This window comes from Lysinibacillus sp. YS11 (genome assembly GCF_002896375.1).
Taxonomy (GTDB): Bacteria; Bacillota; Bacilli; order Bacillales_A; family Planococcaceae; genus Lysinibacillus; species Lysinibacillus capsici.
Map to the genome: position 1 here is coordinate 3,557,491 of NZ_CP026007.1, position 21,367 is coordinate 3,578,857.

Genomic DNA, 21,367 nt, shown 5'->3' on the forward strand with positions numbered 1-21,367 from the left:
GTTACAATTTCAATGTCGTTTTATCCAGTTTTCAAAGAACAAGTTTTGAAGTGTTTCATTCAGAAGAATGAACCTTCAAAACTGAACGCAAAACGTAATCTTACAAACCCAAGGTTTGTATTCCGAAATAATCCTTAGAAAGGAGGTGATCCAGCCGCACCTTCCGATACGGCTACCTTGTTACGACTTCACCCCAATCATCTATCCCACCTTCGGCGGCTGGCTCCAAAAGGTTACCTCACCGACTTCGGGTGTTACAAACTCTCGTGGTGTGACGGGCGGTGTGTACAAGGCCCGGGAACGTATTCACCGCGGCATGCTGATCCGCGATTACTAGCGATTCCGGCTTCATGTAGGCGAGTTGCAGCCTACAATCCGAACTGAGAACGACTTTATCGGATTAGCTCCCTCTCGCGAGTTGGCAACCGTTTGTATCGTCCATTGTAGCACGTGTGTAGCCCAGGTCATAAGGGGCATGATGATTTGACGTCATCCCCACCTTCCTCCGGTTTGTCACCGGCAGTCACCTTAGAGTGCCCAACTAAATGATGGCAACTAAGATCAAGGGTTGCGCTCGTTGCGGGACTTAACCCAACATCTCACGACACGAGCTGACGACAACCATGCACCACCTGTCACCGTTGCCCCCGAAGGGGAAACTATATCTCTACAGTGGTCAACGGGATGTCAAGACCTGGTAAGGTTCTTCGCGTTGCTTCGAATTAAACCACATGCTCCACCGCTTGTGCGGGCCCCCGTCAATTCCTTTGAGTTTCAGTCTTGCGACCGTACTCCCCAGGCGGAGTGCTTAATGCGTTAGCTGCAGCACTAAGGGGCGGAAACCCCCTAACACTTAGCACTCATCGTTTACGGCGTGGACTACCAGGGTATCTAATCCTGTTTGCTCCCCACGCTTTCGCGCCTCAGCGTCAGTTACAGACCAGAAAGTCGCCTTCGCCACTGGTGTTCCTCCAAATCTCTACGCATTTCACCGCTACACTTGGAATTCCACTTTCCTCTTCTGCACTCAAGTCCCCCAGTTTCCAATGACCCTCCACGGTTGAGCCGTGGGCTTTCACATCAGACTTAAAGGACCGCCTGCGCGCGCTTTACGCCCAATAATTCCGGACAACGCTTGCCACCTACGTATTACCGCGGCTGCTGGCACGTAGTTAGCCGTGGCTTTCTAATAAGGTACCGTCAAGGTACAGCCAGTTACTACTGTACTTGTTCTTCCCTTACAACAGAGTTTTACGATCCGAAAACCTTCTTCACTCACGCGGCGTTGCTCCATCAGGCTTTCGCCCATTGTGGAAGATTCCCTACTGCTGCCTCCCGTAGGAGTCTGGGCCGTGTCTCAGTCCCAGTGTGGCCGATCACCCTCTCAGGTCGGCTACGCATCGTCGCCTTGGTGAGCCGTTACCTCACCAACTAGCTAATGCGCCGCGGGCCCATCCTATAGCGACAGCCGAAACCGTCTTTCAGTCTTTCACCATGAAGCAAAAGAGATTATTCGGTATTAGCCCCGGTTTCCCGGAGTTATCCCAAACTATAGGGTAGGTTGCCCACGTGTTACTCACCCGTCCGCCGCTAACGTCAAAGGAGCAAGCTCCTTTTCTGTTCGCTCGACTTGCATGTATTAGGCACGCCGCCAGCGTTCGTCCTGAGCCAGGATCAAACTCTCCATAAAAGAAATTTGATTAGCTCAAATTGTTTTGCTGGCATCATGTTTGATGTCCAAAATTGTGTTTTATTCACTAGCAAAACTAGCTACTTAAAACTTTATTGATTACGTTTTGCTTGTTCAGTTTTCAAGGTTCATTTTATTTAAGTCGTTTTCAGCGACTTTATTATCTTATCTCATTCCCAACTAAAAGTCAACAACTTTCCAAAATTTTATTTTCAAGCGTTCCTTCTTGTTAAGGACAAGTAATAATATATAATATAGCATTTTAAAAATCAAGCATTTTTCTTAAAAAAATTAAAAATCTTTTTAATATCTATTACAAACAATAGAATTCCTGCTAATACAATCAATCCACCGATGATTTGTGTCATGATTAAATACTCTTTAAATATCACCAAAGCTAAAAGAGCAGCTCCTACAGGCTCAAATAATATAGCAATTGAAACAACATTCGTACTAACGTATTTAATTGACCAATTAAACAAAGTATGACCAAGTAAATTTGCTATTAACGCTAATAAGATAAACCATAACCAATCCATCGAAGAATATGGACCAAAAGATTCCCCTTTAACCATTACATATATAAATAAAGTGATGGTACTTACAACATATACAACCATTGTATAGGTCACAAGCGATAATCTCTTACGTACATCCTGTCCTAATAGAAAATAAGCTGTCGCTAGTGCACAAGCAATGAGTGCCAGTACATCTCCATATAAGGCTGTTCCACTTACTTTAAAATCGCCCCAACTAATTAAAACACTTCCTATTATTGCAATTGATCCTGCTACGATTGTTTTCATCGTAATTTTCTCTTTAAAGAAAAAGTAAGTGCCCACAAACGCAAACAAAGGTTGTAGTGTTACTAAAACTGTTGAACTTGCTACTGAAGTATAGTTGAGTGATTCAAACCATAATATAAAATGAAAAGCTAAAAAAATCCCTGCAACTGAAGAAAATAGCCAATCACGTCTTTTTAAAGTCGTTAACTCCTTTGTATATCCCCTTAAAAACCATGGCGCCATGATTAAAACGGAAAATAGCATGCGATAAAATGCTATAATCCCCGCTTCCGCCGATGCTAATTTCACAAAAATAGCTGACATCGATACTGAAATTACACCAATCACAATCGGGATGTATGGATGGATTTTTGGCTGCTCCAAAAAACCCCACCTTCCTAAAAAAATACTTATATGTCCTTACTTCATGTTGTACAATACAAAAAAGTGATGCACATATAATAATGACAGTTTGCATATCTCTTAGCAATACGAAATATCAATGGAGGGTTGTGTATGGAAACATTATTCGAAAATATGATTACATATGAAGTTGGCATAAAATTAGTTATTGCAGCCACATTAAGTTTAGTAATCGGTATCGAAAGGGAATTAAAGAAAAAACCAGTTGGATTAAAAACAAGTTTAGTTATTGCTACTTTCAGCTGCTTATTAACGATTATCTCCATTGAAACTGCCTACTCAACCCCCGCTAGAGAAGATATTAATATTACGATGGACCCTCTTCGTTTAGCCGCACAAATTGTTAGTGGAATTGGCTTTCTTGGTGCAGGAGTCATTCTAAGACGCGGGAATGACAGCATTACAGGTTTAACAACCGCTGCTATGATTTGGGGAGCCGCTGGTATTGGTATAGCGGTTGGTGCAGGTTTTTACATGGATGCAACACTAGCTGTTGTGATCATTGTTTTTGGAATTGAAGTACTATCACCTTTTCTTATGAAAATCGGACCAAAGCGAATTCGTATGCGGGAAATTTTATTAAAAGTCCAAATTGATGATGACAACCATACAGAATCATTTCTATTATTTTTAAAGGACAACAACATTATCATTGAAAATATACGCATTAAAGATGTGCACTTAAAAAATGATAGTGTTTTACATGAGTTAGATTTACGTCTTTCCTTAATCGTCTCGGATAATTTGTTGTCATTTTATCGTTCATTACGAGCACTATCTTATATAGAAAAAATCGAAATGGAAATTTTAAACTAGTTGGAGGATTTTTTATGGCAGAACTATTAAAACTACTAAAAGACGGTAACAAACCCTCTCTAATGGCTGCATGTGTAAATGCATTTTTAGGAATTATTAAAGGAATCGCCTTTTTCTTTACAGGTAACGTTGCGATGTTTGCAGAAATGATGCACTCTCTAGGCGATGCAGCAAACCAATTATTTGTGTATATAGGGTCAGCACTCTCTAAAAAGGCACCTACAAAACAATTTCCCGGTGGCTTTGGTCGTATTGTCAATTTAGTATGCCTTTTCGCCGTAATAATTGTAGCTATCCTTTCTTATGAAACAATAAAAGAAGGTTGGCATCATTTTATTCATCCCACAGGAGAGTCTAGCGGGATATTGATTGCCCTAGGAGTATTATTCATCGGGATTGTTTTAGAAGGGACAGTGCTAGCTAAAGCGGCTGCAGAAGTGCTACATGAATCAGGTCAAGAAAAAGCAGGTATCGCATCTATTCCGAAAGCATTCACATACTTGAATAGAGCAAAACCGGCAACAAAATTAGTTTTTATGGAAGATTTAGTTGCTACTGGGGGCAACTTCTTAGCCTTTGCTGCTATTTTAATTGCTTATTTTACAGGTTGGGGTCGAATAGAAGGACTAGTTTCGATGATAATTGGGGTCATGATGTTTTATGTTGTAGGTAAGGTATTCCTTGATAACGCACGTGGTGTCATTGGTGAAACTGATGAAGAGATGTTAAACCATATCGCTCACCTCGTAATGGATGATCCAAATATCAAAGATATTGTGCGTCTTGAAGTGATTAAAGAAGGAGAGTTTTTACATGTAGAATTAGTGGCTGAAGCTGATCCGCTTTTATCGTTAGCCTTTTTAGATGATGTTCGGGATCATTTAACAGAGGTAATCCTAAGCCAAAAAGGAGTATCTAAAGTAGCTATATTATTCGACGAAGATGATGGGAAAACAAGCTGGATACACGTTGGTGAAAAACCAAACAACTCCATTTAATACTTTATAAAAACAAATAGCCAATTGCCGTATTTCAGGCAGTTGGCTATTTGTTAGACTAATTTTAAATTAGGAATATCCTCATAACCTACATAAACATGGTTTGTAATCATAAAAGTAAGTAATTTATTACAAGCAATCATTTGTCTTTTACCATTCTGCTGAATAACGATTTTTGAAAATAGTAAGGAGGCTTGACGATTAGCTAATGCATATTCTTCTGCATTGAGAATATTTCTGCCATCCACATGACAACCCAACACGAAATTTCCTAAAAAAGAATCCTTTAATACATTCGGATGCATGGATTGGTAATGTACTTCAGCAATTGAATCTTCTATATTCATAAATTGATGGGCTACCAAATAATGTTTTAAAGCACCTTTTAAATCAATTGCAATAGCTGTATCTGCTAAAATTGTTCGATAATAAACAGGAACAATCTCAGCACCCCCCAAATACGGCTTAACTTCTACAACAATTTCTCCAGAAGGACGAACAAATAATTGTACAATTGCTTTATTTACACCATCCGAAAAAATAACATTCGTTCGCCCAAAACGCACGCTTTTAAAAAATATACTTTGATCTACAATGTATCCAGTGATAATTTTATCATTTTCAATTTGCAATGATTTCGCTTCAATCCCCAATACCTCTACACAATTTTGCATTTTATAAACATGTTGCTGAAATGGCATTTCTATACAACTTAATGTAACAATACGATCCTGTAGCAATTGTTTCAACATTTGATCCCTCTCCTCTTTGTTTAATATTGTAATTATTTTAGTAAAGGTGGCTGAACAACTTCTGAACATTGACACACGAATTGACTGATTACGACAAAAAACTATCCTTTTCTGTCATCCCATAAATCACCTTATAGTAAAATAATCTACAATATAGGTTGAATGACTCAATTAAAAACATGACTTTCCTCACTTAAAATAAAGAAAAATACATTTATATCCCTTCTATTATGTATCTATTTTATTATATTGCAGGACTAAAGAAACTTCTACGACAAAATTCTACATTAATCGTTAATTTTTCTTAACCTTGCAATAAAAAAAGTATGAGGCTATAAGCATAGCCTCATACTTAAAGTATTAAAGAGAATTTCGTAAAATGGTTCTTACATCTTCCTCTTGCAATCGATTAAAGTTGCCAAAAGGGCCATTTTGCATAGCATGATCTACAATTTGCTGGAATTTCGAATCATCAATATCGTAATCTGCCAAACGACTAGGTGCCCCTAATGATGTCCAAAATGCAGATAAACGATCAATCCCCTCATAAGCAACCTCTTCTACTGTTTTACCTATTGCCTCGACTCCAAACACACGTGTTGCTATACCTGCAAAACGCTCAGGATTTACTGGTACATTTAAACGCATCCAATGCGGTTGAAGAATGGCTAAACCACCTGCATGTGGAATGTCATATACAGCAGATACAGCATGTTCAATATTATGAGATGCCCAATCCCCTCGTGAACCAATTGATAGGAATCCATTTAAACCAATTGTCCCTGCTAATAGAATGGTTTCGCGTAACTTCGTATTTTCTAGGTCCTCTAATAATTTTGGAGCTGTCGTAATAACTGTTCGCAATACCCCTTCACACATTTCATCTGTGATAGGAGTATTCGTTGTATTGTGGAAATATTGCTCAAATACATGCGACATCATATCCACTATTCCATACACAGTGTGATTTTTAGGTACAGTCACTGTATATGCTGGATTTAGTATTGAAAATTTCGGGAAGGCTGCTGGACTACCCCAACTTAGTTTTTCTTCTGTAGCAGCATTCGTTATCACAGATCCAGCATTCATTTCTGAGCCTGTAGCAGCAAGTGTTAATACCGTACCTAGTGGTATAGCTTGTTCTACAAACACTTTACGTTTCACGATATCCCAAGCATCGCCATCATACTTAGCGCCAGCAACAATTAATTTAGAACAATCGATTACTGAACCACCACCCACAGCAAGAACTAAGTCAATTCCTTCAGTTTTGCATATCTCAATACCTCGTCTAGCTGTTTCTACTCGTGGATTTGGCTCTACACCACCTAATTCAAATACGGTTTTATCCGCCTGTTGTAATTTTTCTATAACAGCATCGTATACACCATTCGATTTAATACTTCCGCCACCATATACAACTAATACCTTGTTTCCAAATTGCTCTAATTCTTTCGGCAATTTTTCAAGTGCATCCTCACCAAAATGTAGTTTCACTGGGTTAAAAAAGTAAATGAATCCATCTAATTCGCCCCTTTCTAGTTGGATTTTCTCATAATTACGCTAGAGAAAGCAAAGATTAAACGCTGTCAACACTTTGCTATTTCGAAAGCGTTTTTTCAAACTGTTCAGATTTTGTTCAGACAATAGTTGTATAGTACTACTCATTACATAAAATAAAAGGAATTTTTGCACATGCTTATTATTGTAATTGTTGTCGTAACCATAATTTTGGGCTTTTTTCTGCTAAGATTTTTTAAAATCAAAAAAATAAGGAACGAAAAAAAGATGCTATTAGAGCAGCGCCTAGACCACCTTCTTCAATCAAATAAAAACGAAAAAAATGAGTCATCCCAATAATATAGGAATGACTCATTATCTTCTTTTTACTTAAACCCAACCACGGAAGCGAGAAGCTTCTGCAGTACGGCGAACACCTACCATGTAAGCTGCTAAGCGCATGTTGATGTTACGTGTTGTTGCTGTTGTATATACATTATCAAATGCTTCGACCATTTTTTTGTATAGACGTTCTTCCACTTCTTCTTCTGTCCAATAATAACCTTGGTTATTTTGCACCCATTCAAAGTAAGAAACTGTAACTCCACCTGCAGAGGCTAATACGTCTGGTACAAGTAAAATGCCACGCTCTGTTAAGATTTTAGTTGCTTCAGCTGTTGTTGGACCATTTGCTGCTTCTACTACGATATTTGCTTTCACATTATGTGCATTGTCAGCAGTAATTTGGTTTTCAATAGCAGCTGGTACTAAAATATCACAATCAAGTTCTAACAATTCTTTGTTTGAAATTGTGTTTTCAAATAAAGTAGTTACTGTTCCGAAGCTATCGCGACGATCTAATAAATAGTCGATATCTAAACCTTCAGGATCATGAAGTGCACCATAAGCATCTGAAATACCGATTACTTTCGCACCTAAATCATGCATGAATTTTGCAAGGAAGCTTCCTGCGTTACCAAATCCTTGAATAACAACACGAGCACCTTTAATATCAATACCACGTTTTTTTGCTGCTTCTTCGATTACGATTGTAACACCTTGTGCAGTCGCACGGTCACGACCTTGAGAACCACCAAGTACTAGTGGCTTACCAGTGATGAAGCCTGGAGAGTTGAACTCATCCATTCGGCTATATTCATCCATCATCCATGCCATAATTTGTGCATTTGTAAATACGTCTGGCGCAGGAATATCTTTTGTTGGTCCTACGATTTGACTTACCGCACGAACATAGCCACGGCTTAAACGTTCGATTTCGCCCATTGACATTTGACGAGGATCACAAATGACACCGCCTTTACCACCGCCGTACGGTAGATCGACAATACCACATTTCAATGTCATCCACATTGAAAGCGCTTTAACTTCCTCCTCAGACACTTGTGGGTGGAAACGAACCCCACCTTTAGTTGGTCCTACAGCATCATTATGTTGTGCACGGTAACCAGTAAATACTTTTGTTGTACCATCATCCATTTTCACTGGGATACGTACTTGTAGCATGCGAAGCGGTTCTTTTAGTAATTCATACATTGCTTCATCATAGCCAAGTTTATTTAGAGCATCTTGAATGACATCTTGTGTTGATGTGAAAAGATTTAAGTTTTCAGACATTATTAAATCGCCTCTTTGTTTTTTTAATGATAGTTATCGGCATCATTGTAACATACTTCCGAATTAAAATGTGAACATTTTGTTAAAGTTTAAATACTTTTTCAATTTGTTCAATTGACCAATCTAAATCCTCTTGAGAAATAACAAGTGGTGGTGCAAAACGAATTACTGTATCATGTGTTTCTTTACATAATAGACCTAATTCTTTAAGTTTTTCACAGTATGGACGAGCTGCTTCTGTTAGCTCCATACCGATAAATAAACCACGACCACGTACTTCCTTAATAACTGGGTTGTTAATTTCTTTTAATTTACCTTTGAAGTATTCGCCAAGTTCGTGTGAACGCTCTGCTAATTTTTCATCTAATAATACTTTAATTGATGCAATTGAAACTGCACAAGCTAAAGGATTACCGCCAAAAGTTGAACCATGTGAACCCGGGTTGAATACACCTAAAATACTACGGTTTGCAGCCACACAAGAAATTGGGAATACGCCGCCACCTAGAGCTTTACCCAAGATATACATATCTGGTTCTACTTCTTCCCAATCACAAGCAAACATTTTACCTGTACGTGCTAAACCAGCTTGAATTTCGTCAGCAATGAAAAGTACATTGTTTTCACGGCAAAGTTCACGAGCTGCTTTTAAGAAGCCTTCTGTTGGAATGACGATACCCGCTTCACCTTGAATTGGCTCAATTAAAAATGCAGCAGTGTTTGGTGTAATAGCCGCTTTTAAAGCTTCGAGATTACCATAATCTACTAATTTAACATTTGGTAGCATTGGACCAAAACCACGACGGTATTCTTCATCAGAAGATAAAGATACAGCTAGCATTGTACGACCATGGAAGTTACCATTACATGCAATAACTTCAGCTTTACCCTCTTCTACGCCTTTTACATCATATGCCCAACGACGAGCTGCTTTAAACGCAGTTTCTACTGCTTCAGCACCAGTATTCATTGGTAATACCATTTCTTTATTTGTTAGTTTCCCTACTAGCTCATACCATTCACCAAGGTTTTCACTGTAAAAAGCACGTGAAGTTAACGTTACTTTATCAGCTTGCTCTTTTAAAGCAGCGATAATTTTTGGGTGACGGTGTCCTTGGTTTACTGCTGAATAAGCAGATAACATATCTAAATATTTGTTACCTTCTGGATCTTTAACCCAAGCACCCTCAGCCTCTGAAATAACGATTGGCAGTGGATGATAGTTTGCTGCACCAAAATTTTGTGTTTGTTCAATAACTTGTTGAGTTTTTGTCATATCCTATTCTCTCCTTACTAATCATGTTGAAAAACTTTATAAAAGAAAGGGACTATGTATCACTATAAGTAGAATGATTAAGAATATAGCAACAATTCAAACGGTAAATTTGCTAACTTCTCCAAGGTAAACTACGTCATGAAAGTCTACGGTTTTAGCCAGGGTAGCGTTACCTGGAGAAGTGTCACAAATTCATTCAAAATGCCTCAATTTCTACCTACTTTGAACAGCCCTCACGTCAATGTGAAAATTAAAGCATTTCTGAAGTTGTTTTTGCTTGCATATGCAGCTGTAGGTAGTCTGGGCCACCTGCTTTTGAATCTGTACCTGACATGTTGAAGCCACCAAATGGTTGGTAACCTACGATTGCACCTGTACAGCCACGGTTGAAGTAAAGGTTTCCTACATGGAATTCTTCACGTGCTTTTTCTAGGTTCATACGGTTTGTTGTGATAACAGCGCCTGTTAAACCGTATTCTGTATCGTTTGCAATTTCAATCGCATGGTCGAAATCTTTTGCTTTTGCAATGGCTACCACTGGTCCGAAGATTTCTTCCTTCATAATACGAGCAGAAGGATCTACGTCCGCGAATACAGTTGGTTGTACGAAGTAGCCGACTGAATCGTCTGCTGTACCACCAGCTACTAAACGACCTTCGCCTTTACCGATTTCGATGTACTCTGTAATTTTATTGAATGCTGCTTGGTCAATTACTGTTGCCATGAAGTTGCTGTAATCAGTTGGGTCACCCACTGTTAAAGCGTTTGTTAACTCTTCTACGCGATTTACCACTTGCTCATACACATCTTCTACGATGACAGCACGAGAACATGCTGAACATTTTTGACCTGAGAAACCAAATGCTGATTTCACGATGGATTGTGCAGCTAATTCTAAATCTGCTTCTTTATCCACTACGATTGTATCTTTACCGCCCATTTCAGCGATGACACGTTTAATCCAAATTTGGCCTTCGTTTAATACAGATGCACGTTGGTTGATACGTAAGCCGACATCACGTGAACCTGTGAAGCTGATGAAGCGTGTTTTTGGATGATCCACTAAGTAGTCACCTACTTCAGCACCAGAACCTGGTACGAAGTTCACCGCACCTGCTGGAAGACCAGCTTCTTCTAATACTTCGATAAATTTATACGCTATAACTGGCGTTGTTGAAGCTGGTTTTAATAACACTGTATTCCCTGTTACTAAAGCAGCTACTGTTGTACCAGCCATGATTGCAAATGGGAAGTTCCAAGGAGAAATGACAATACCGATTCCTAATGGAATGTAGTCATAACGATTATATTCACCTGGACGGCTTTCGACTGGCTGACCGTTTTTAATGCGTAGCATTTGGCGACCATAGTATTCCATGAAGTCGATTGCTTCCGCTGTATCTGCATCAGCCTCTGCCCATGGTTTCCCCGCTTCTTTTGTTAATAGTGCAGAGAATTCATGTTTGCGACGACGGATAATCGCTGCCGCTTTGAAAAGAACGTCCGCACGAATGGCTGGATCAACTTTTTTCCATGTTTTGAATGTTTCATCTGCCGCTTGCATCGCTTTTTCAGCTAAATCTTTGCTTGCTTTCGAAACGCGACCAATGACTTCTGTTTTCTTTGCAGGATTGTACGAAACGATTTTATCTTCTGTTGTAATGCGCTCGCCACCAATAATTAGTGGGTAGTCTTGACCTAAGTAACCTTCAACTTTATTTAAAGCCTCTACATAAGCATTGTAGTTTGCCTCTTGTGAAAAATCTGTGAATGGTTCGTGTTTGTATGGAATCATACTTAATCCTCCCTTGTGAGATGTGTTTGGGTATGCAAAAAACATTGACGCAAAATATCTTTGCGTATAAAATATTCTTACACTTATTATAATGCAAAATTTCGTTGCATATTTCAAGTAAAAATTTTTGAGGTGCACATTTTTATGAAAAATTCTGAACCTTTACTACCTTTTTATGAGTTTATTGCAACAAATGTATCCGTTGGTATTCATGCAGTAGACCTATCTGGCAAAACGATTATTTACAATACGAAAATGAAAGAAATTGAAGGATTTCATTTTGATGAACTTGCGGATCGTTCCATTATTGAAATGTTTTCCTTCCGTCAACATGAAAGTACGTTAATGCGTGTTTTACAAACGGGAAAAAAAGAAATTAACGTTAAACAATCCTACTGGAATAAAAATGGTCATGAAATTACAACAATCAATGATACTTTTCCACTTTTTGTTGAAGGCAAACTGATTGGCGCAATTGAATTTGCACGTGATATTACCTCTCTGGAAAAGCTTGTTTATCAACCCCTTCGTCGTTACGATGAACCATTAACATTTGATATGATTAAAGCTGATTCTGAATCCATGAAGCAGGTTATCGACAACGCTAAAAAAGCAGCTGCTGTAAAATTACCAGTATTATTAATTGGCGAATCTGGCACAGGGAAAGACTTAGTAGCAGAGGGCATTCACCACGCCGCTTCACCTGATCCTGATGCCTTTGTGACACTCGTTAGTCGCCGTTCAGCTCAATCGGTGCTTGATAAATTACAGCAATTATTAGAAGAAGATAAAGATTACACCTTCTTCTTCGAACGTATAGATTTTTTAAGCTTAGACATTCAAGAGCAACTTTTGGATATACTACATTCACTTCCACAGTCCAAATATATGCTAATTGGCAGTGTGGGCAGTGATCCCATTACATTGATTGCCGAAAAGAAGCTGTCAAAATCTCTATATTATTTCTTTGCTACAATGGCCATTACCATTCCTAATTTAACGGATCGAAAAGAAGACATTCTTCCATTTGTAGAAGATTATTTTAGTCGACATCGAGAACGATTTGCTTCACAAGTCACTGAACTTGCACCAGATGTACAGGAATTATTTTTACAATATGATTGGCCAGGAAATCTAAAAGAGCTTGAGCTACTACTGGATGAAATTGTTTCATTTATGACAACGGAGTCCACTGTTACTTCGGATTTATTACCTTTACATTTCCGCTTCAAAGTGCAGCAGCAAGATACAAATAATCGTGAACCAGAATTTTTTATGTTCCATCAAAATCACAATGTCATGCCACTCGATGCCTATTTGCGTGAAGCCGAATCATATTATGTGCAAAATGTCTTAAATTTATATGAGGGCAATATTACAAAGGCAGCGAATGCACTTGGTATGAGCAGACAAAACCTGCAATATCGAATCCGCAAAATAAAAAAGCAATAGAAAAAACGAGGATACTTTCATTCGAAAGCATCCTCGTTTCTTTATTGACCAGATTGTTCAATCCAGTCCTGCAATTTATCTTTTAAGGAATTAAAACCATTTGCATCCGATTCATCTACACGGTCCTGCAATGATTTACGTGGTGGTGCATCTTTTTTTCTTACTGTTGCTGGGCGATCCTGTAGCGCTCTCATCGATAAACTAATTTTTTCGGCCTCTTCATCGATTTCAAGAATCTTGACTTCAACTTCTTGCCCAACAGCTAAAAATTCACTAACGTCCTTCACAAAGCCGTATGTTATTTCCGAAATATGCACAAGGCCTTGCGTATTGTCATCTAGTGCAACAAATGCACCGTATGGTTGAATACCTGTAACTTTTCCGGTCAACACGTCTCCTAATTCATATTTTTTTACCATAACCTTTGCCCACTTTCTTTTGTTTGCTACGTATATATCGCTTAAATTATAACATACGTGTAAAAACGGGGCAAAAAATCATCTCATCAATCCATGATACCAATTATACGGTAAAAACCATCTTCATTTTGAGATAATCTAAACAAAATTTGCTTGCCATACTCTTTTTGATGTTCTTCATCAAGTCGTACAGCCACCATTGGATAAATTCCATTGTATTGTGATATTTGGCTAATTATGGATAATCCTTTTACTTTGTTTAAAAAATCAGACTCTATTTCTACATTTGATAGGATTACTTTCTCTTGCAATGATTCATCTCCAATAGAAATTGCATATAAATAAAGGGATACCATATTTAAAGGACTGAGCTGATTAATAAATGGTTCAGGGTCACTTTTCAAATACTGATCATAAATTCTCTTAATTTGTGCAATCTCTGCATCATCGATGTCTACAATATTAAATTCTTCAACTGCCGTATCTTTCCTAACTTGCAAAATGGCCGTTGAAATATCTTGTATTGACAGCCCTACTAACGTTTCTGAGTTGTTATATTGGTGTAATTCATTTAAAATAGTTGCCGCATTCTTTGTCATTACCTCCCCATACTTTCCATTAGCAACTTTTTGTAAAAAATTCAGGTATTCTTTATTAACGATTCCCTTTTCAGCATACACTTGATAATTAGTGGATCCTTTCATTAGAGCTAACCAAGTATTTTCAAATACTGCCTTTAATTCCTTATAAGTAACATTCGCCGTATTGATATCAAACAACAATGAACGCTCCATAATTTTCAAGGATTCAGCTGTTTCTTCTCGTGTATACCTCAAGCCTTCTTCTCCTACTAAAAATCCTTTTTGTAAAAACTCAAAGTAACCAAAAATATCAGGGTGCATGTATTTTGTAGGCTCAAAAGCAAATTCCCCATCGATGGGATTAGCTTTAAAATAATAGGAACCATCCGTATCCAAATGAAGTTCCATATATTGCTTGCTTGCTGTTTCAATGATTGCTTTTAAATCTGATGGATACTGACTACGATCTATCTTTTTCTTGAAAAACTGTTCATAAGGTTCAAGTAAAGAATTAAAATACATTTCTATGTCATTAAGCGATTGCTTATATAAGCTAAAGATTCCGTAAGATTCATTAAAGGATAATGGCCCATATCCTTTGATTGTCTCTAAGGCTCGTCTTGGGGTCATTAATCCGTCTAAAATTTCTTTCTCCATTATTTGCAATTCCCAATCCTCTTCTATCGGACGTTCGTAACTCGTATAGAAGGCCAACATGGAATCTGCATTTTGAATATATGAAAAAGTATTCAGTTCTTCTACTGAAACTTTCAACTCTCTACTTATATCTTCTTTCACTCTCTTATATTTCTTGGTGATTCGCTCTACCCATTTTTCATACGTCCCTATCGTTTTGTCATCATTTTCTTGGGAAATCTGTTTATCACTGTTATTGTATGTTTCAGGCTGTCTAATCATATATGAAGTTCCTAATAAACCCACTAATAACACGCTCGCAATACTTACAAACCAAACAACCGACTTTTGCCATCTTGAGGGGCGCTGATGACCTTTATTGATAATTTCAAAAGATAATTCCTTGGATATATCCTCTTCTTCAATTTGTTTAAAGACAGTATCAGGATCAAGCTTCGCTTCCATTCGTTCATAGGATTTTTTCAGTAGTGCCATACGTTGGTCAAATTGCTTATCATCCATTTTCAACACTCCCATCTTGCATTAATGCTACCTTTAGCTTTTCCTTCGCTCGTAATAATCGCACTTTCACCGTCGATAACGAAATATTTAAAACTTCAGCGATTTCTTCGTATTTTAATTCGTGGAAATAATACAACACGAGAGGATAACGGTATTTTTCGTCAAGTGCCTGAATAGCACGATGTAGATGCCTGTCCTCTTCAAACAAAAGAACATCCTCTTCAGCAGATGAATGAGTCTTCTGCTGTTGGGCTTGTAGCTTGTCCTCTTTAGCCTGCTGCCGTTGTTCCTTACGATAATAATCACGCGTAGCATTTAATGTGATTTTATAGAGCCACGTGGTAAATCGATCCTGTTTAAATTGGTGTAAAAAGCGATATAGTTTAACAAATACCTCCTGTGAAACATCAGCTAAATCATTTGTATGTACGCCACATTGAAAGGCAAACTTTTCAACGGTTTGCTGATGTATGCGGATAAGCTCGATATAGGCTTCTTTATCTCCTTGCTGCGCCCTTGCTATTAGTTCAACCTCCGTCATAGCTCTCCCCCCTTTTTGATAATGAAACGAAGTATTCTACCTAATTGTTACATAATTTAAATGTCTTTCCTCATATGTCATCTCTCTATATTTTTACTCCATCAAATGTCTTTCTTGCTATCATCAATTTTCTGATATTTGCTTGTGTTATGAGAATATTGAGGTAAAATAATACTTTAGTATAAGGAGGATTTATTTTCGTGTCATCGAGGGATCAATTTACAACAAAAATTGGGTTTATTTTAGCTGCCGCAGGAAGTGCTATAGGGTTAGGAGCCATTTGGAAATTCCCCTATATGGCGGGTACGAATGGCGGTAGTGTCTTTATTTTATTATTTATTTTATGTACTTTCTTTATTGGCTTACCCGTCCTCATTGCTGAGTTCATGATAGGTCGTCGAGGTCAAAAGGATGCCGTCACTTCCTTTAAGGAACAAGCACCAGGAAAGCCATGGTATTTGATTGGCTGGGGCGGTATGGTAATTGCAGGCCTTATCTTATCATTCTACAGCGTTGTTGGTGGATGGATTTTAAGCTACTTAGGTCGTGCCTTTACATTTAAGCTAACGAATGCTGGCTCTGACATCAACTACGCTGATTTATTTGGCGATATTATTTCAAGCCCTTTTGAAGCAGTACTTGTACAGGGACTATTTATGTTATTAACAGTAGTCATTGTGTCAGCAGGTATTAAGGGCGGAATTGAAAAAGCCAGCACATGGATGATGCCTCTCCTCTTTATTTTCTTTATTGTCCTAGTTATTCGCTCTTTAACTTTAGACGGGGCTATGGAAGGCGTTAAATTTATGTTTGTACCTGATTGGTCCTATTTAAATGCTGAAACATTTTTAATGGCCTTAGGACAAGCATTCTTCTCATTAAGTGTAGGTATTGCGGTTATGATTACATATGCTTCCTATTTATCTAAAACAGAGAAGATTGGTAACTCTGCGATTAATGTAGCATCTATGAATATTATTATCTCTTTACTTGCAGGACTTGTTATTTTCCCAGCAGTATTTGCGCTTGGTTATACGCCTGATCAAGGGCCAGGCTTAGTATTCATTATTTTGCCAGCTGTATTCGAGCAGTTACCTCTTGGTGGCTTATTCTTAACTATTTTCTTCATTCTATTGCTTTTTGCTACAGTCACTTCTTCCATTTCCATGTTAGAAATAGTCGTGGCAATCGCTATTGGTGATAAACCAGAAAAACGTAGAAAAATTGCTTGGATTGGTGGAATCATTATTTTCATCTTTGGTATTCCAAGTGCCCTTTCATTTGGCATATTAGCAGATGTAAAAATAGTAGATCGCTCTATTTTTGACTTTGTGGATTTTATGACTAATAGCATCGGAATGCCGATTGGAGCTTTGTTGATTTCAATTTTTGCAGGTTATTATTATACAAGGGATATTTCACGTAAAGAATTAGCTGCGTCTAGCTTCATGTTTAATATTTGGTACATTTTAATTCGCTACGTCTCCCCACTCGCCATTTTTATTATTTTCATTCAGGGGATTTTGCCTTTATTTAAATAAGTAATAGCCTCATGATGCATTAAAAAGAGGTTGTCCATTGACAACCCCTTTTTTTATAAGGAATATGCAAAATATTTTAAATAATACATTTCGCTTCAAATTTAATGGCAATTAGTTTGTAAGAAATGGCTACACAATCTTCAAACGGTATCCATTGCTCAAACGAATGCTCATATGTTTCTTGAATAACTTTTGCAAGTGTTGATGGATCATCAATCCCTTGCAATGCTGCAACTACATCTGCTGTTTCTGTATCATAATGGTCTGGACCTAAGTGGAATGGATCCCACTCCTCTAGCAGATGGACAGCTGCTTGATTCATTTTTATATTTTCCAAAATACTCACCTATTATCCTTTGATCATACTCGTATGATACCATAGTAAAAAAAAAGAAAAGAGTGATTTGCTTGTCTATTTTTGATCAAACTATCAAACGTCGATGTACAAACTCAGTAAAATGGGACGCAATGGAAAAGGTTTATGGCCTAAACGATGCCTCAGATATCTTACCAATGTGGGTAGCCGATATGGATTTTCCTGCTCCAATAGCCGTTTCAAAGGCTTTACAACAACATGCTGAACATACTATTTTTGGCTATAGTTATATGAGCGAAGAAGCGATACAATCCATTGTAGACTGGCAAAGTACTCGCCATGACTGGCACATAGAGAAAGAAGCCATCCTATTCTGTAATGGTGTTGTGGCTGCATTAGCTAACAGCATTGTTGCCCTAACTAACCCTGGGGACAAAGTACTCATTTCACCTCCAGTTTATCCGCCATTCTTTAACATACCAAAAAGTAATGGTCGTGAAGTTGTGAGCTGCCCATTAATTGAAAAAGACGGATTGTTTGTCTATGATTTTGAAGCCTTCGAGCAGTCTTTAGCTCAAGATGTGAAAGCCTACATACTATGTAACCCGCATAATCCAGGAGGCTATGTATGGGATGAAGCTACTTTAAAGGAAATTGTACGACTTTGCGCTAAATATGATGTCATCATTATTTCTGATGAAATCCATGCTGATTTAATGATTAATGGGGATAAACATATTCCTTTAGCTAAAGTTGCAGGTGATGAAATCAATCGCATTGTTACGTGTATGGCTCCTACTAAAACATTTAACTTAGCAGGAATTCAAGTTTCATATATGATCGTAACAGATAAGAAAAAACGCTTGAAGCTAGAGGCCATCAATATGGCAAGTGGTCAAGGCTCATTAAATACATTTGCCTCTGTTGCCCTTCATGCAGCATACACAGAAGGGGCTCCTTGGTTAGATGAATTACTTCCTTATATTTCTGCCAACATGGATTATGTGAAAACGGAGTTAGAGCAGATCCCAGGTATTCGTGTTACGATTCCTCAATCCACTTATTTAATCTGGATTGATTACCGAGAACTAGCGCTTGAAGAGAAGGAGATCATGAACCGCTTACTTGAAATCGGAAAGCTTGCTCTAGAACCAGGGACAAAATACGGAGAAGAAGGTCGTGGCTTCCTACGTATGAATGTTGCTTGTTCATTTGATACTGTGAAAGATGGAGTCGAGCGTTTTAAAAAGGTCTTTGCGCAATAAAATGATTGAAAGGATATCTCTCCCCTTAGAGCTATCCTTTTTCTATGTTTAAAAACAAAATTTTGTGGAAAAGGTTCTTATCAAACGGATTTATACAGAGGTGATTTTACATGGACATTGTCCCATTAACGATTAAACGTGCTTATATGACATTCCTATTTCCTTTCGCCTATTCCGAAAAAAATCGTCAAAAAATCAGTGATATACTACTAAACGAGGGCTTTTCCTTTTTCACCTTAAACAATACATCTCTTGAAGACGCTTTTTATGGTGATATGACGATTATACATGAGGAACTTGCCCAATTTTTCTATCCTTTTTTGGAGGATAAATTATTTCCAAACAAAATGAATAACCCTGACTTTATTCGTTTTTCGAAAGCTTTTTATACACAAGGCACCTTACATCTGCAAGAAAGTCAAATCAATTATGATTACGAAGTGATGAGTATTGATGTGACATTATGTCCTTTTGGGAATGGGATTATAACAGTCAGAACAAATATTACAGATCAATCGCATGATCTAAGTGATATCTTAAATTTTATCCACTATTTTAGAGTATTAGAGGCTAAACTAAGAGAGGAAAAAGGTGCAAGTCATCATTTTTCATTTGGTCATTGTTCTTCTACGAGTGAATTATTATTTAAGTATTTTATACCTTATTTAAAACCCTTTCTATTACATCAACAAGACCATAGCTATGAAGGCTTACCTTTCTTTGAAGATGAGAGAATGTTTGCCTCAGCTTATTTAATTGCAGAGGAAGAAGCTAAAATTATACCTGAGCATTTATTTCGCTTAGGACAAGTAGACGGTAGGACACCTGCTGGCAAACCCTTTATTTCTAGCACTAATCCTTCATATATCTCTAATTATGTACAAGAGCATGCCCATACACGCTGGGCTCCTAACAGTTATATTATCACCTCCTCACAAGCACAAATAACGATTACAAATAGGCCGTTTGCCAAATGTACACATAGTATTCAAGAATTTATGGGTACGCACTATTACAATTTGTTCATTCATTATTTTTATAAAATGATGCTCTTAAAGCTTTCCTATGAGTATAGTGAAATAAAGTGGGGCAAAGATAAACAGGTTGTCAATGAACTAATCGAGCTGATTACAAAGTTTTCTGCACGCTATTATTTTGAAGAAGTCATCGTACGAACAGAAGGCAGAGAAATTGCTCAATTGCTACGAAAGTACTTCCGTATAAATGAACATTATGTAGAAACGAAAGAAACATTGAATAGTTTGTATCGAACACAGGAAGATCAATCCGATAATCGAAGTAATAATTTACTATTTATTTTAACAGTCTTTACTGTGGTATCGGGCATTTATGGGATGAACTTAGTCATTGAAGGGTGGAAAGATAGCAGTGATTTCGATAGCATCGGTAGTTATACACTCTTTGAATGGGTAGCCTTTATTACTGCATTGAGTGGGATTGGCTTGTCACTTGTACTGGTTTGTTTCACTGCCATCAAGGCCCTGCAAAATACTATTCGACGCTTTAAAAAAAATTGATACAATAAAAAAGAATCTGCTCGCCCTCTGTGGCAAGCGGATTCTTTTTCTTATATATTCTGTTGATTGTTTGTGTTTTTCTTTTCTGCTAAAATACGTGCTTCAATTTCTTTTGATTTTAATTCTTGTTTCTTAGAAATTTTTCTGAAAAGCGTAAACACGATAATACATAAAATAAGCATAATTAAAAATTCAAATGCTGCTGGAATATAACCTGATTTGTCTTCTGGGAAATATAAAAATTGATACATAAAGTTCTGCATGTTCTACACGTCCTTATACGTATTATTCAAAGACTGTAATTGACTCAATTTTCACATCTTCTAATGGTTTGTCACGGAAATCTTTTTCCACATCTGCAATTTTATCCACAATGTCCATACCTTCTACTACATGACCGAATACTGTGTGTTTATGGTCTAACCAAGGTGTACCACCGTTTTGAGCATAAGCTTCGATGATCTCTTCAGGGAAGCCCGCCCCTTGTAATTGACGAAGCATATCACTTGGAAGGTGCTTCATTTGTACAATAAAGAATTGAGAACCATTTGTGTTTGGTCCTGCATTTGCCATTGAAAGCGCTCCACGTAGGTTAAACAATTGCTCTGAGAACTCATCTTCAAAGGAATTACCCCAAATTGATTCTCCGCCCATACCAGTACCAGTTGGGTCGCCACCTTGAATCATGAAGTCTTGAATAACACGGTGGAAAATAATGCCGTTATAGTAGCCTGATTTAGCATGACCTAAAAAATTCTCAACCGTTTTCGGTGCGTGCTCAGGGAATAATTTAATTTTGATAGCACCTAATGTTGTGTTCATTTCTACAAGCACTTCGCCTGCTTGTACGTCTGTTGTTAACTGTGGAAACATGGAAGTCTCTCCT

At 37.7% G+C, this 21,367-nt stretch carries 18 protein-coding genes and 1 rRNA gene; 6 read left to right on the plus strand and 13 right to left on the minus strand.

Annotation, left to right across the window (positions count from 1 at the left end):
• Positions 1-138 precede the first annotated feature (138 nt).
• Together LBYS11_RS17890 and LBYS11_RS17895 are read right to left on the minus strand one after the other, a co-directional pair.
• Positions 139-1,690: ribosomal RNA gene (locus tag LBYS11_RS17890) — 16S ribosomal RNA — on the minus strand.
• Between the two features lie 269 nt (positions 1,691-1,959).
• Positions 1,960-2,859: a DMT family transporter gene (locus LBYS11_RS17895; RefSeq protein WP_103118701.1), complete on the minus strand. Its 900-nt coding sequence runs from the start codon at positions 2,857-2,859 to the stop codon at positions 1,960-1,962.
• A 132-nt stretch (positions 2,860-2,991) separates the two neighbouring features.
• Here LBYS11_RS17895 and LBYS11_RS17900 point away from each other — a divergent pair, with 132 nt between their 5' ends.
• Positions 2,992-3,714 carry an MgtC/SapB family protein gene (locus LBYS11_RS17900; protein ID WP_004233792.1) on the plus strand — a complete coding sequence of 241 codons (723 nt, stop codon included), beginning with the start codon at positions 2,992-2,994 and terminating at the stop codon, positions 3,712-3,714.
• Positions 3,715-3,728: 14 nt separating this feature from the next.
• Positions 3,729-4,712, plus strand: a complete 984-nt coding sequence (locus tag LBYS11_RS17905; protein WP_048395811.1) for a cation diffusion facilitator family transporter — start codon at positions 3,729-3,731, stop codon at positions 4,710-4,712.
• 53 nt (positions 4,713-4,765) lie between these two features.
• On the opposite strand, the gene LBYS11_RS17910 is transcribed toward LBYS11_RS17905, so the two are convergent.
• The 5 genes from LBYS11_RS17910 to pruA form a co-directional block, all read right to left on the minus strand.
• On the minus strand, positions 4,766-5,464 hold the full coding sequence (locus tag LBYS11_RS17910; RefSeq protein WP_048395809.1) for a hypothetical protein: 699 nt from the start codon (positions 5,462-5,464) through the stop codon (positions 4,766-4,768).
• 360 nt (positions 5,465-5,824) lie between these two features.
• The gene (locus LBYS11_RS17915; RefSeq protein WP_233732143.1) at positions 5,825-6,961 is read right to left on the minus strand and encodes an iron-containing alcohol dehydrogenase; all 1,137 of its coding nucleotides are present in this window, start codon (positions 6,959-6,961) and stop codon (positions 5,825-5,827) included.
• Between the two features lie 393 nt (positions 6,962-7,354).
• A complete protein-coding gene (locus tag LBYS11_RS17920) occupies positions 7,355-8,599 on the minus strand; it encodes a Glu/Leu/Phe/Val family dehydrogenase (RefSeq protein ID WP_004233781.1) in 1,245 nt (414 codons plus the stop codon).
• Positions 8,600-8,681: 82 nt separating this feature from the next.
• A complete protein-coding gene (locus tag LBYS11_RS17925; protein WP_004233780.1) occupies positions 8,682-9,875 on the minus strand; it encodes an ornithine--oxo-acid transaminase in 1,194 nt (397 codons plus the stop codon).
• 250 nt (positions 9,876-10,125) lie between these two features.
• Positions 10,126-11,670, minus strand: coding sequence for an L-glutamate gamma-semialdehyde dehydrogenase (gene pruA, locus LBYS11_RS17930; RefSeq protein ID WP_103118703.1), 1,545 nt, complete (start codon positions 11,668-11,670; stop codon positions 10,126-10,128).
• Positions 11,671-11,814: 144 nt separating this feature from the next.
• Between pruA and LBYS11_RS17935 the strand changes: the two genes are divergently transcribed.
• Positions 11,815-13,122, plus strand: a complete 1,308-nt coding sequence (locus LBYS11_RS17935; RefSeq protein ID WP_103118704.1) for an AAA-type ATPase lid domain-containing protein — start codon at positions 11,815-11,817, stop codon at positions 13,120-13,122.
• Between the two features lie 41 nt (positions 13,123-13,163).
• On the opposite strand, the gene yugI is transcribed toward LBYS11_RS17935, so the two are convergent.
• The 3 genes from yugI to LBYS11_RS17950 form a co-directional block, all read right to left on the minus strand.
• Positions 13,164-13,541 (minus strand): S1 domain-containing post-transcriptional regulator GSP13, encoded by a 378-nt coding sequence (yugI, locus tag LBYS11_RS17940; protein WP_004228409.1) that lies wholly within the window; start codon positions 13,539-13,541, stop codon positions 13,164-13,166.
• Positions 13,542-13,627: 86 nt separating this feature from the next.
• Entirely contained in the window at positions 13,628-15,280 is a 1,653-nt protein-coding gene (locus LBYS11_RS17945) for a hypothetical protein (protein WP_103118705.1), read from the minus strand.
• Positions 15,273-15,821 (minus strand): RNA polymerase sigma factor, encoded by a 549-nt coding sequence (locus LBYS11_RS17950; protein ID WP_103118706.1) that lies wholly within the window; start codon positions 15,819-15,821, stop codon positions 15,273-15,275. The genes LBYS11_RS17945 and LBYS11_RS17950 overlap by 8 nt, the downstream gene beginning before the upstream one ends.
• 200 nt (positions 15,822-16,021) lie before the next feature.
• On the opposite strand from LBYS11_RS17950, the gene LBYS11_RS17955 reads away from it, so the two are divergent.
• Positions 16,022-17,362: a sodium-dependent transporter gene (locus LBYS11_RS17955; RefSeq protein WP_054549427.1), complete on the plus strand. Its 1,341-nt coding sequence runs from the start codon at positions 16,022-16,024 to the stop codon at positions 17,360-17,362.
• A 76-nt stretch (positions 17,363-17,438) separates the two neighbouring features.
• Here the strand turns inward: LBYS11_RS17955 and LBYS11_RS17960 are convergent, their stop codons facing one another.
• Positions 17,439-17,699 carry a DUF1871 family protein gene (locus LBYS11_RS17960; RefSeq protein ID WP_004228396.1) on the minus strand — a complete coding sequence of 87 codons (261 nt, stop codon included), beginning with the start codon at positions 17,697-17,699 and terminating at the stop codon, positions 17,439-17,441.
• Between the two features lie 71 nt (positions 17,700-17,770).
• On the opposite strand from LBYS11_RS17960, the gene LBYS11_RS17965 reads away from it, so the two are divergent.
• Positions 17,771-18,943 carry a MalY/PatB family protein gene (locus LBYS11_RS17965; RefSeq protein ID WP_048394465.1) on the plus strand — a complete coding sequence of 391 codons (1,173 nt, stop codon included), beginning with the start codon at positions 17,771-17,773 and terminating at the stop codon, positions 18,941-18,943.
• A 110-nt stretch (positions 18,944-19,053) separates the two neighbouring features.
• Positions 19,054-20,481: a magnesium transporter CorA family protein gene (locus tag LBYS11_RS17970; RefSeq protein WP_103118707.1), complete on the plus strand. Its 1,428-nt coding sequence runs from the start codon at positions 19,054-19,056 to the stop codon at positions 20,479-20,481.
• A gap of 50 nt (positions 20,482-20,531) precedes the next feature.
• Here the strand turns inward: LBYS11_RS17970 and LBYS11_RS17975 are convergent, their stop codons facing one another.
• Entirely contained in the window at positions 20,532-20,744 is a 213-nt protein-coding gene (locus tag LBYS11_RS17975) for a hypothetical protein (RefSeq protein ID WP_004228391.1), read from the minus strand.
• A 22-nt stretch (positions 20,745-20,766) separates the two neighbouring features.
• Entirely contained in the window at positions 20,767-21,354 is a 588-nt protein-coding gene (locus LBYS11_RS17980) for a peptidylprolyl isomerase (RefSeq protein ID WP_004228389.1), read from the minus strand.
• Positions 21,355-21,367: the final 13 nt, after the last annotated feature.